General features: G+C 56.7%; 13 protein-coding genes. 7 read left to right on the top strand and 6 right to left on the bottom strand.

All coding sequences use genetic code 11. The features are described from left to right. Window positions 1-2: 2 nt before the first annotated feature. The 3 genes from HMPREF0183_RS00830 to HMPREF0183_RS00820 all read right to left on the bottom strand — a co-directional run bounded on the left by HMPREF0183_RS00830 (window position 3) and on the right by HMPREF0183_RS00820 (window position 2315). Entirely contained in the window at window positions 3-719 is a 717-nt protein-coding gene (locus HMPREF0183_RS00830) for a hypothetical protein (protein ID WP_005881752.1), read from the bottom strand. 5 nt (window positions 720-724) lie between these two features. Continuing rightward, complete coding sequence (locus HMPREF0183_RS00825; protein WP_005881750.1) at window positions 725-1327, bottom strand: heme-binding beta-barrel domain-containing protein; 603 nt, start codon at window positions 1325-1327, stop codon at window positions 725-727. A gap of 181 nt (window positions 1328-1508) precedes the next feature. Continuing rightward, the gene (locus HMPREF0183_RS00820; protein WP_005881749.1) at window positions 1509-2315 is read right to left on the bottom strand and encodes a hypothetical protein; all 807 of its coding nucleotides are present in this window, start codon (window positions 2313-2315) and stop codon (window positions 1509-1511) included. Between the two features lie 102 nt (window positions 2316-2417). On the opposite strand from HMPREF0183_RS00820, the gene HMPREF0183_RS00815 reads away from it, so the two are divergent. The 7 genes from HMPREF0183_RS00815 to pstB all read left to right on the top strand — a co-directional run bounded on the left by HMPREF0183_RS00815 (window position 2418) and on the right by pstB (window position 9443). Beyond that, window positions 2418-3143, top strand: a complete 726-nt coding sequence (locus HMPREF0183_RS00815; protein WP_050775290.1) for a winged helix-turn-helix domain-containing protein — start codon at window positions 2418-2420, stop codon at window positions 3141-3143. A 12-nt stretch (window positions 3144-3155) separates the two neighbouring features. Then, window positions 3156-4073 (top strand): mycothiol synthase, encoded by a 918-nt coding sequence (gene mshD, locus HMPREF0183_RS00810; protein WP_005881745.1) that lies wholly within the window; start codon window positions 3156-3158, stop codon window positions 4071-4073. Continuing rightward, complete coding sequence (locus HMPREF0183_RS00805; protein ID WP_005881743.1) at window positions 4070-5044, top strand: NUDIX hydrolase; 975 nt, start codon at window positions 4070-4072, stop codon at window positions 5042-5044. The genes mshD and HMPREF0183_RS00805 overlap by 4 nt, the downstream gene beginning before the upstream one ends. Window positions 5045-5234: 190 nt before the next feature. Next, window positions 5235-6326, top strand: a complete 1092-nt coding sequence (locus HMPREF0183_RS00800; RefSeq protein ID WP_040347572.1) for a phosphate ABC transporter substrate-binding protein PstS — start codon at window positions 5235-5237, stop codon at window positions 6324-6326. 225 nt (window positions 6327-6551) lie between these two features. Then, entirely contained in the window at window positions 6552-7445 is an 894-nt protein-coding gene (gene pstC, locus HMPREF0183_RS00795; RefSeq protein ID WP_050775295.1) for a phosphate ABC transporter permease subunit PstC, read from the top strand. Beyond that, window positions 7445-8638, top strand: coding sequence for a phosphate ABC transporter permease PstA (gene pstA, locus HMPREF0183_RS00790; protein WP_005881737.1), 1194 nt, complete (start codon window positions 7445-7447; stop codon window positions 8636-8638). Before pstC ends, pstA begins: the two co-directional genes overlap by 1 nt. Window positions 8639-8663: 25 nt before the next feature. Beyond that, window positions 8664-9443, top strand: coding sequence for a phosphate ABC transporter ATP-binding protein PstB (gene pstB / locus HMPREF0183_RS00785; RefSeq protein ID WP_005881734.1), 780 nt, complete (start codon window positions 8664-8666; stop codon window positions 9441-9443). Window positions 9444-9502: 59 nt separating this feature from the next. Here pstB and HMPREF0183_RS00780 read toward each other — a convergent pair whose 3' ends face one another. From HMPREF0183_RS00780 to HMPREF0183_RS11930, 3 genes are all read right to left on the bottom strand, one after another. Further along, window positions 9503-10123, bottom strand: coding sequence for a DNA-3-methyladenine glycosylase I (locus HMPREF0183_RS00780; RefSeq protein WP_005881731.1), 621 nt, complete (start codon window positions 10121-10123; stop codon window positions 9503-9505). Continuing rightward, window positions 10120-10620: a methylated-DNA--[protein]-cysteine S-methyltransferase gene (locus HMPREF0183_RS13005; protein WP_005881729.1), complete on the bottom strand. Its 501-nt coding sequence runs from the start codon at window positions 10618-10620 to the stop codon at window positions 10120-10122. The genes HMPREF0183_RS00780 and HMPREF0183_RS13005 overlap by 4 nt, the downstream gene beginning before the upstream one ends. A 169-nt stretch (window positions 10621-10789) precedes the next feature. After that, window positions 10790-12111, bottom strand: a 1322-nt coding sequence (locus tag HMPREF0183_RS11930; protein WP_169309645.1) for an HNH endonuclease signature motif containing protein, incomplete at its 5' end; no start/stop codon positions are given.

The raw sequence follows: 12111 nt of genomic DNA, 5'->3' as shown, positions 1-12111 counted from the left end.
GCCTATCCTCCAAGTAGATTGCCGAGTTCTTCCAGTCGCTTGGCAATTCCAGGCGGCAGGTATTTCTTGACATCTTCTGCGATTGATTCGAGAGGTGCAATTTTTCGGTACACCTCATCCAAAATTTCGCGCGCGTCTTTGACTGCGTTATGCACATCCGGCAACAGTCCTGCCGTGTCAATGCCGTGGATAGCTTCCCGCGCTTCCTTGATCACTTTTGCGGCGTCCTGCGCGTCGTCCCACATCGACGGATTCAAACTAGACAGGTCCGGGTTGCTTTTGAGCGAACCGGAGCTGAAGTCCACCACCCCGGACAGAGAGATCATCACCGGACCCGCCTCGTTGAGCACGTTCTCCATGTGCGTGATGAGCGTGTCGGAGGCGTCCACATTGCGTTTCACCCACGGGATCATCTGCATCTGCTCAAGCGGGATGCTGTGCAGATTGGATTTTGCCTGCCCCAGTTCGTCGCGCGCTTTGTCTAGGTGTCCCTGTGCGTTTTGTGGGTCGTTGGACAGGGCTTCGATGAACGCGTTACCCGCTTCCGAGGCGGCCCCAGCATGGCGTGTGACGGCGTTGACGCGGGCCGTAAGTAAGACGACGAACGCGATGGTCGCCAACAGAATGACGACGATAACAAACGCGAAACCTCGCAGGCCCGATTTTTTCTGGGGGCCTGATTTCTTTTGAGGTTGGTAGACCTTGGTCTGGGCTGTCACGCGGTTCAGGTAACTTTTTTCAACCGTGCAGATGCGTGCGAAGCGAGTTCGTGCCCGTTCGCTGCCATGTCCCACGCCCACAATAGATCGCCTTCTACCAGACCGTACATGCGGGTAGAAGCCTTGTAGTCCTTGGACGTGCGGGTACGTGCAACCATGTCAGTGGACAGATCGATACGTGGCCCGTTGATACGCCCCGCGTACAGTTCGGTCAGACCGTGTGGGTGGACAAGCGAAACCTCAAGGTCAAAATCGCCGTCACTGTTGCGCAACGTGTCAACAGCTTCTGCGCTGGTATACTTTGACTCTTCGCTGGGAGGGATGAGCCCCGGGCCCACATCGGCGTTGTCCCGTTCACGTACCAGTTGCCAGATCCCGGTTTCAACGCTGAGGGTGTCAGCGATTTTCCCGTCCTCGCCCAGAAGCCATGACTGGGCTGTGTACAGCAAGTACGGCGCCGAGGTGGGGGCGACAAAGTCGATACGTTGCCCAAACTGCGTGTCTGGGGTGTCGCCATAACCAACGACACCTACGCCTTCCCACGAACCGATCAGCCACGCAAGTGGCACAAGTTCGGGCTTGAGATCAGTTGGAATTTCGACTGGCATACTGAGGCTTAACGACGCGATTTGAACAGGTTCGCGATGACCTTAGCGGCAATGCCCAAAGTGCCAAGCCCGGCCAGTGCGACCAGAACGGTAAAGACAGTTTCAAGAACCACAAAGTTATCCATGGTTATAGTGTACCGCTTTGCATCTTGCGACTCTCAGCCCCTCCAGATACTGGTTCTTATCCGAACCAAATGAACGCCCACGCGGGCAAGCGGTGTAAGGCGTAAACCGCGACCCCAGAAAGCGCAATTGGAGCCGCTCCCAGCGCCAGCTGGACGCCCCACGTGCGCGCCTTTGTGACACCTCGGGCTTCATTGAGCGAGGTCGCTTGGAAGCGAGCGCGCGCAATCAAACCTAAAATCCGGTCAGTTGCAGCAACAATCCCGCCCAGCACCATTCCGAACACCAAAGCGGCAACAATGCTCACCGTGGGCAGAGGGTGAAACACGTGCGCGATTCCGGCTCCCACAACCCCGGCAATTACTGCCAAGGGCGAGGTGTATCGGGCTGGCCACGGCAACGCGGTGGCGCACTGGGCCAAGAAAATCGCGGCGAGGCCGATGTATATCGCCGAATGATTCCCCGGCAAGCGCAAACTCGCAATCCACGTACACGCGGACAGCGTGATGACAATCCCAGCCACCTGAGCTGAGACATTCGCAACAGCATGCGACGCCTCAATCCCCCGGGCCAAATGCTGAACGAATGACCACAGCAGACCAAGCCCGGCTAGTACCGGCAACCACTCCAAATACGGGGGTGCGACCGCCATCCACGTGGCCAACATGCCAGCGAAACCAAAGCCACCCAACGTGAAACTCGTGGCCCACGGTTGGGGCGAGTCGGTGAGCCGGGGCCACCCAAACGCAAAAGCAAAAACCAACAGACCGGAAGCGAAAGCGATAGGACCGTAACCCAAGGACGACGTCACCGCCAAGGTCACGCCCAGCCCCAGAGCAACAAGCACGCTGATCCACCGTTCCATACGCCCCATGTTGCCATGACCAGGCGCGCGAATGGCAACCGGCGAATCACAACCGCTGTGCACACATATACTTTTCACTAACCACACGAGCAAAGGGGAAAAGTGCGAATCCTCGTGATTGCGGCCTCAGACAGCACGGCTCTTCCGGCCCTGCACGTACTACCGCACACCATCACGACGGTTACACCCTCAATGTCTGACCTCATCGCGCTAGACCCCAGCTCCTTCGACATTACTGTCGTCGACGCGACTACCGAACTGCAGATCGCCCCCATCATTTCCACCCGCTTAGAAACTGCGGGTTTTAACGGTCCCACGATTGTTGTGCTCACCGACGGAGGTTTTACCGCCGCCCAAGAGTCGTGGAACGTGACCGACATTGTGAGCACAAACGCGCAACCCGCTGAAGTCGAGGCCCGCCTCCGCTTGGCTCACGTGCGGGAAGCCACACCCTCCGCACTCGACGAAACAGACCCGGTGGTGGCCACCTCGGCGACGGAACCCATCACGCGGTACGGGCGGTTGACGGTCAACCACGAAAGCTTCACCGTGACCGTGGGCGGACGGAACATCAACCTCACTTACCGAGAGTTCGAACTGCTCTACCACCTGGTCACCCACCCCAACCGGGCCTTTACGCGCGCTCAGCTGGTCACGCACGTGTGGGGAGACGCGTACTTGGGTGGGACCCGAACTGTCGACGTGCACGTGCGGAGGCTGCGCGCCAAACTTGGGCCAGAGTTCGCGCACACAATTAGTACAGTAAGAAACGTGGGCTATATGTTTAGCTCAGACGAGCCAACAGCTCAACGGCCAGAAGTCGACTGAGGAAGGACCTGCGTGTCACACACCTGCCAGCTGAACGTGGACGACAACGTCCGTGAACTCCTGCGCCACGTGACCGCCCACGACCACGTCGCACCCTTGTCTGACGGCGTGCTTGACGCGCTTGCGCAAGGGGCCGACTCTGCGCCGCACGAGCCTATTTCGCGTGGGCTGGTGGTTGATGACCAACTGGCAGGTTTTGGCGCTGTTGTGGACCAGGGTGAACGTGGCGCCTTGGAAATGTGCGTGGCACCGGAATTCCGCGGCCGAGGTGGCGGTCGCCTTTTGGCTGAAAACCTCCTTGAGCGCGCCCGTGAGGCGGGGGTTGCTTCGCGCACGTGGGCGTGGTCTCACGGAGATCATCCAGCCGCCAGTGCTTTAGCTGAATCATTCGGGTTTGCGCGTGAGCGAGTTCTTTTGCAACTGTCAACGAAGACGGTGGACGAGGGGCTTACCGTTCCGGAGGTGAGCACCCCCGAGGGTGTCGAAATTCGCACATATCAGCCTGGCGATGAAGTCCGGTGGCGCGAAATCAACAACGCAGCTTTTAGCTGGCACCCGGAACAGGGCAACCAAAGCGCTCAAGACTACGCGCGCATCGTGGAAGATCCAAGCTTTGACCCCGCGTCGGTTTTCTTTGCGGTCCACAACGGCGACATTGTGGGATTCCACCACACCAAGATTCACACGGACCATCCCAGTGGGCTCACCATGGGCGAGGTGTACGTCATTGGAGTTGACCCGCACGTCCATTCCCGGGGCTTAGGCACGGTGCTCATGTACGCGGGCATGCGACATCTCCTCAACAGTGGCGTGGACGCGATTGAGCTGTACGTCGAATCTGACAATGACGCAGCATTGCATGTGTATAAAAAGCTCGGATTTGTGAACGAAATTCGCCACATCAGCTATGCACCGCAGGACCACACGTGAGCCCCACCCCCGTTTCCAACGCTGGCGAATCCGCCCGACTCAACGCCGATATCCTCGCGGCTGGTGCCGTACTGTGGCGCAAGGCTGGCGGACGCCTCGAAGTCCTTCTTGTCCACCGACCCAAATACGACGACTGGGCGTGGCCCAAAGGAAAAGTCGAGAAAGGCGAAACGCTCCCCGAATGTGCAATTCGGGAGATTGAAGAAGAAACCGGATACCGCGTGGTCTTGGGCCTCCCCCTGCCATCGGCGCGGTACACGGTTGGGAAAAAACTTTCCAAGCACGTCGAATACTGGGCGGCGCGCGTCGCAACCGAAGCACCACCTCGGCCTTCTAATCCAAAAGAGATTGACCGTGCTGTTTGGCTACCGATCGAAGACGCGCGCAATAAGCTCACCCGCTTTTCTGACCGTGAACAGTTAGACCGGTTGGAGCAGGCGCACCAGACGGGGAGCTTGTATGGATTTCCCGTCATCATTGTGCGTCATGGTAAGGCATTTCCACGTTCTAAGTGGCACGAAACAGAGCAGGTCCGGCCGCTTTTGGGCTTGGGAACGCGACAGTCGTTGGCTCTGACCGGGTTGCTAGACGCGTGGGAGCCTAAACGGCTAGTTTCGAGCCCTTGGAAACGGTGTGTTGCCACGCTCAAGCCGTACTCCGCTTCCACGGGGAAAAACATCAAGACGATTAAGTGGCTGAGCGAAAAGAACAACGCAAACAAGCCTGAAAAAACCGTTCAGGCGCTGGAAAAACTCATCGCGAAAGAGCAAGCGGTCGCCGTATGTACACACCGACCTGTTCTTCCGACGGTGTTCCGCACGCTCGCGTCTTTTGCGCCTACGGGGTTGGCAGAAAAACTTCCCAGCGAAGACCCGTATATGAACCCTGGCGAGATCTTGATCGCCTATTTCCGGCCGGGTCCAGTTCCACGGATTGTTGAGGTTGAGCGGTACCGGCCGATTGACACTTAACGAGTGATCAGCGTCACGGTTGCCTACTAGGCGGGCCTCACTGTGATGAAAAAGTAACCAAAATCTCAACTTTTTCCAAGCGATTTAACCCCCCGTTAACCTGTTCAGACACTTGCGTAAACCATCGACTTTTAACGTTGAGATGCACGTGGGGAACTTCCCCAAACAGAACAGACCGAAAGGTATCCTCGTGAAGCTCAAGCGTTTCGCTCCTGCCGCAGCAATTCTGGCTGCTGGTGCTCTGACCCTGTCCGCTTGTGGTGGCTCCTCCGAAGGTGGCGACAAGGGCGGCGAGAACGGCGGCGACAAGGCCGTATCCGGCACCCTGATTGGCGGTGGCGCTTCCTCGCAGGAAGCTGCTATGACCGCATGGGCCGAAGGCGTTAAGGCTGACAACCCTAAACTCTCCGTCAACTACGACCCAGTAGGCTCCGGTTCCGGACGTAAAGGTTTCCTGGGCAGCCAGTACTCCTTCGCTGGTTCCGACGCAGCGCTGAAGGACGAAGAGCTCGAAGAAGCAAAGAAGGTTTGTGGCGACGGTGGCGCTTTCCACGTTCCTGCATACATCTCCCCAATCGCAGTTGCTTACAACCTTCCTGGCGTAGACGAAGTCAAGCTCGATGCAGAAACCATCGCTAAGATCTTCGCTGGCGAAATCAAGAAGTGGAACGACGACGCAATCGCAAAGCAGAACGAAGGCACCGAACTTCCTGACATGGACATCGTTCCTGTCCACCGTGCAGACGACTCCGGTACCACCGAAAACTTCACCGCTTACCTCGCTGAAGCTGCTGGTGACGCTTGGAAGCCAGGCGAAATCGAAACCTGGCCAAAGGAACTCGGTGGCGAATCTGCTCAGCAGACCTCCGGTGTTGTTTCGCTGACCCAGCAGAAGGAAGGTGCGATCACCTACGCTGACGCTTCCCAGGTCGGTGAACTCGGAACCGTTTCCGTCAAGGTTGGTGAAGAATACGTTCCTTACTCAGCAGAAGCTGCTGCAAAGATGGTCGACGCTTCCAAGCCTGGCGAAGCTGGTGCTATCGAACTTGACCGTAAGAGCGAAGAAGCGGGCGTTTACCCAATCGTTCTGGTTTCCTACCACATCTACTGCAAGCAGTACCAGGACCAGGAAACCGCTGACCTCGCAAAGGCATTCGCTTCCTACGTAGTATCCGAAAAGGGCCAGAAGGACGCAGAAGCTGCTGCAGGTAACGCTCCTATCTCGCAGACCACTCGCGACGCTGCGATGAAGGAAATCGACGCTATCACCGCTCAGGGCTAATTGCTTGAACATAGATAGCTTGTGCTGAAAGGGCAGCCACCGGACCCGCAGTCTGGGTCTGGTGGCTGTTCTGCGCACATGATTTTCACACATATCCGCTAGCGGGACACACCCGCTTTCCGTTCAATTTAGGGATTTATTGTGAGCCATACTACTGCGGAGCCACAGGACAAGAAGGCTCCTTCGGTCGCCAAGGCGGCGCGTGGCGGCGCGGCTGGAGACAAGGTGTTCTCTGGTCTTGCACTGGCTGCCGGTGCCATTATTCTTCTGGTCCTCGCGTTTGTTGCTATCTTCCTGGTAGTCGAGTCCCTTCCAGCACTGTGGCCAAAGGTCTTTTCAAATCAAGACAGCATCGTTAGTGCGGACAACTTCTTCCAGTACGTCTGGCCACTTATGGCTGGAACGCTCATTGCATCGGCTATTGCACTGCTCATTGCTACCCCGATCGCGGTGGGAGTTGCTCTCTTCATTTCGCACTATGCTCCTCGTCAAATCGCAACTCCGGTTGGGTACGTCATCGACCTCCTCGCTGCGATTCCTTCTGTTGTCTACGGTGCGTGGGGTATGACGTTTCTCGCCTCATCGCTGGTCCCTGCGTATGCGTGGCTCAATAAAAACTTGGGCTGGATCCCAATCTTCGGTGGCGAAGCTTCGAACACGGGCCGTACGATCCTCACGTCCGGAATCGTTCTTTCCGTCATGATTCTGCCCATCATTACGTCGCTGTGTCGTGAGATCTTCGTCCAGACGCCAAAGCTGCACGAAGAAGCAGCTCTTGCGCTTGGTGCAACACGTTGGGAAATGATCCGTATGACCGTTTTCCCATTTGCTCGCGCGGGTATCATTTCGTCCATCATGCTTGGGCTGGGGCGCGCTCTCGGTGAGACCATGGCTGTGACCCTGGTGCTTTCGCCCGGTATTTTCTCGCTCAGCCTCATTTCGTCCGGACACAACGCAACCATTCCGTCAGAAATTGCACTGAACTTCCCAGAAGCATTCGGAATGCGCCAGAACGAACTGATTGCAGCAGGTTTGATGCTGTTCATCATCACTCTGGTCGTCAACATGCTTGCGCGCTGGATTGTCAGCCGCCACAAAGAATTCTCGGGGGCTAACTAATGTCGAAAAACACTGAGACAAACACTGACACCAAGGCTGAAGCGACTAAGACGCTTGCGCGCAAGGGCAAACAGAAGAACTCTTTGACCGCTGGTCAGAAGCCGTCATGGATTTGGATTGCCGTTCTGGCTGGGGCCGTTGTTGTGGGGTTCGCATGGACGTTCTTGGTTCAGCACACGTTCTCCATCGTGGGCTTTACGATTATCACCGCGATCGCGTACATCATTGGAATGTATGTCGCGACGTTCGCTCTGGAGAATCGTCGTCGCGCAGCAGACGGACTCTGGAAGAACCTCGTGTGGGCCACATTCATCATCGCCCTCCTCCCGCTAATCTCTGTCATTTGGACGGTGGTCGCGAACGGCCTTCCTAGCTTGGTCCGAAACCCAGCGATGCTCTTCCAAGACATGGATGGCGTCACTGGTGCTACCGACCAGAAGACCGCGCAAGGCGGACCACTCATGGGTGGTTTTGCTCACGGTCTGGTAGGTACGCTCATGATTACCCTGCTCGCGACGATCATTTCAGTGCCTGTGGGTCTGATGACCTCTATCTACCTCGTTGAGTACGGTAAAGGAAAGCTTTTCTCGCGTGCGATCACGTTCTTCGTGGACGTTATGACCGGTATTCCGTCAATTGTTGCGGGTCTGTTCGCATTTGCCGTGTTCCAGCTGTTCATCACGACGTTCATTGGCACGAGCCCGGCTAAGTTGCAGCTGGTCAAGATGGGTTTCACTGCTGCAATTGCGCTGTCCATTCTGATGATTCCGGTTGTGGTGCGTTCGACTGAAGAAATGTTGCGTGTTGTTCCAAACGAACTGCGCGAAGCGTCCTACGCGCTGGGTGTTCGTAAGTGGCGCACCATCATGAAGGTTGTTCTTCCTACCTCGATCTCCGGTATCGCTTCTGGTGTGACGCTGGCTATTGCACGTGTTACCGGTGAAACCGCACCGATCCTGGTGACCGCCGGTTACATTGCAACGACCAACTGGAATGTATTCAACGGATGGATGACTGCCCTTCCGGTGTACATCTACCGTCAGCTCGTCAACCCAACTGCGCCGGCCGCACCGGACCCATCGATCGCACGTGCGTGGGCAGCGGCTCTGGTTCTGATCGTCATCGTGATGCTTCTGAACCTCGTCGCTCGTATTATCGCTAAAGCGTTCGCACCTAAGAAGACCGGTCGCTAAGGCCGCAAAGAAGAAGGAAACACTTATGTCAAAGCGCATCCAAGCCATTGACCTAGACGTCTACTACGGCAACTTCCTTGCGGTAGAGAAGGTCAACATCGACATTGCACCTCGTAGCGTCACCGCATTCATCGGTCCTTCCGGTTGCGGTAAGACCACGTTCCTCCGCACTATCAACCGTATGCACGAAGTGCTTCCGGGTGCTCGTGCTGAAGGTCAGATTCTGCTGGATAACGAAGACATTTACGGACCTGGCGTAGACCCTGTTGTGGTTCGCACCATGGTGGGTATGGTGTTCCAGCGCCCTAACCCGTTCCCAACGATGTCGATTCGCGAAAACGTTCTGGCAGGTTACAAGCTCAACGGAACTCGTCTGAGCACGAAGCGTGCGAATGAGATTGTTGAGCGTTCGCTCACGGGTGCGAACCTGTGGAACGAAGTGAAGGACCGTTTGGACCGCCCAGGTTCAGGTTTGTCTGGTGGTCAGCAGCAGCGTCTGTGCATTGCTCGCACGATTGCTGTTGAGCCAGATGTGATCCTCATGGACGAGCCGTGTTCAGCTCTTGACCCAATTTCGACCTTGGCTGTTGAGGACCTGATCAACGACCTTAAAGAGCAGTACACGGTTGTGATTGTGACTCACAACATGCAGCAGGCTGCGCGTGTGGCTGACAAGACTGCGTTCTTCAACATTGCTGGAACCGGTAAGCCGGGTCACTTGATTGAGTACGATGACACCTCGGTCATCTTCTCGAACCCGACTCACGAAGAAACTCAGAACTACATTTCTGGTCGTTTCGGATAAGCCAGATACACGAACAAGGGCCGCACCTGCCATGGGTGTGGCCCTTTGTGCTTCTGTTTCTAAGTGTTGTCTGGTCGGTGTGCTCCTTCCACGCGTGTGTCCACGATTCCGACGGCTTCCATGAGCGCGAACATGGTGGTGGGTCCTACGAATTTGAAGCCTTTTTTCTGCAGGGCTTTGGCTAGTGCATGGGATTCCGGCGATGTAGTTGGGATTTCGCTTACTGACTTCGGGGGTGTCCACGAGTCTGGTTGGAATGACCACACAAGTGTGGCGAGTCCCCCACTGTCGCGCAGTTGTAGTGTTGCTTGTGCGTTGTTGATGGTGGCGTTGATTTTTGCTCGGTTGCGCACGATGCGGGTGTCTGCCAGGAGGCGGTGCCGGTCGGTGTCGTCGAAGTTCGCCACGGCTTCGGGGTTGAAGTCAGCGAATGCTTCTCGGAACGCTGGCCTCTTTTTGAGGATCGTTGCCCACGAGAGTCCCGATTGGAACGCTTCAAGTGATAGCCGTTCGAAGAGGCCGGTTTCGTCGGTGACGGGTACGCCCCATTCGTGGTCGTAGTAGTTGCGGAGGAGCGGGTCGTGGGACGCCCACTCTGGACGGGCTAGACCGTCTTCGCCGAGGACTAGCCCGCGGGCGGTGGCCTCAGTGTGGCTTAGTGGCGTGGTTCGATCGGTCACTGTTCGAGCTCCAAGAGTGCTCGTTTCATCTCGAGGCCACCAGCGTAGCCACCAAGTGTTCCGTCGGACCGCAGTACGCGGTGGCACGGGATGATGATGGGTATTGGGTTGGTGGCGCATGCCGAGCCTACTGCGCGCACGGCACGGGGCCGGCCTATAGCTTGGGCAACTTGGGCATAGGTTTGCGTGTGCCCGTAAGGGATTGTCAGCAGGTGTTCCAGAACGGTCCGCCTGAATTCGGTTGTGGCGCTGAGGTCTGTGTTGACGTTGAATGTGGTGCGCTGGCCGTTGAAGTATTCGTCGAGTTGGCGGGCGACGTCGTTGAGCGGGTCGTCTGTGTCTTGCTTACTTGTTGTTGCGGGGTGTGGGGGTGTGCTGTGTTGGCCGGGCAGTCCTACTGTCACGAGCGCGCCGTTGCGGGAGACGAGGGTGAGTTCCCCGAGGGGCGTGCTGTGTGTTGTGTGGTGCACGAGGTAGTTGGGTTGCTTAGGTTGCATGGCGTTCCTGAGGTCAGCGTTTTGGTTCGCGGTGGTCTCAACCCTACGTCAGTAGTTTGGGACGTCATTGGTTTGGGGCGGAAGTGGTTTGGGAAGGTGTGCCACTGAGGTGAGTTCGGCCTGGCATAGGGCAGTCTTGTCCAGAGTGTTCTGCTTAGAAAATTTCTGGTCAGAATGGTGGTGGTTCTTCGCTGGGTTGCCATGGGCGGGTGTCTCCGTGGAACACTTCCGCTGCGATTGCGTATTCGTCAGCGATCTCGCGGGGATACTCGTGGACAGGTTCCGGACTTTCAGCAGTCCCGGGTGCAGGGCTGCGCATGTTGCTTGCTTTCTGCACGTACTCGCGTTCGGTTGCACACTGCCAGATCGCTTCACCATGCACAGTCTCGTGGCCTGATTCTTGAGTTGCTACATCCTCAGGGCTGTGGGCGGTTTCGTGTTCGGTTGCTAGGTAGTCGTTGATGGTGTGGCTGATGTCTTGGTCACCGGTGCCGAAGTACTCAAGCAACCGTTCATACTGGAGTTGGTTAATCCGTGATTCTGGTGGGTAGACCAGCATGGCACCAATCCGTGGGAACACCCACGCCAGGGAACCGTCATCCATCTTGTCGACGCGTAAGCGTTTCTGGGTTTTCTCCTGATGATGCCGCTTACACAACGGGTGCAGATTCTCCATCACCGTCAACCCACCATTTTCGGGGTCTTTGTGGTTGAACGGTTCGATGTGGTCCTTTTCGCACACTCTGGCAGGTGTGGCACACCAGGGGGCACTGCAATCAGGATGCCTGGCTTCCACCATGCGTTTCAGGGCTGCTGGGATGTAATACTTCGTCGGTGTGGATTCGAGGACTACCCCGGTTTCGGGGTCTGTGAACATCCGGTACACCCACTTCGCCTGCGCGATCAGCTCATCAGCAGTCTTTGCGTCTAATGGCACCCGGCCATTCATCATCACAGGAACCCGCACATCTGGGTCCACCTTGATCGGTAACCCAAAATCAAGCCCACTACCCGAACCCACAGGCGCACCTGCCCCCAGGGACTCACCGACACTCACGCGTTCCGCGGTGTTCAAGAACTCTTCCGGGTTTAGGGTTTCTTCACTACCCGGCGAACCTCCAGCACCCGATGGCACACCTGTCCCTTGGTTTCCGGAGATCCGCTCGTCATAACCCGGTGACCTACTGCTCCCTTGGTTCTCAAATGTTTGTTCTTCGGTTTCGTGTTTTCTGGACTCGTGGATTCTTCTGGATTGTCGATCTTCGGTTTCATATCTTCCGGAATACTGTTTTTCGGGTCTGTGTTTGTCTGGCCCGGGGTCTTTCCCGGAACCCTCGCCCCAGCGTTTATCTTTCCTTGGTGGCGGTAGGTGCGTGAGGAAGTGCAAGACTGGGATGGTGACGGTGATACCGGCTTGGGCTTTGAGCCATTCTTCTTTTTCAGGCATGGATACGCACAACTCAAGCTCATACACGTTTTCAGCCTGCCTGG

The sequence above is a fragment of the Brevibacterium mcbrellneri ATCC 49030 genome, assembly GCF_000178455.1.
In the GTDB taxonomy this organism is placed as follows: Bacteria; Actinomycetota; Actinomycetes; order Actinomycetales; family Brevibacteriaceae; genus Brevibacterium; species Brevibacterium mcbrellneri.
The sequence above is the reverse complement of the archived record's forward strand: the minus strand, read 5'-3'. Positions and strand labels throughout refer to the sequence as shown.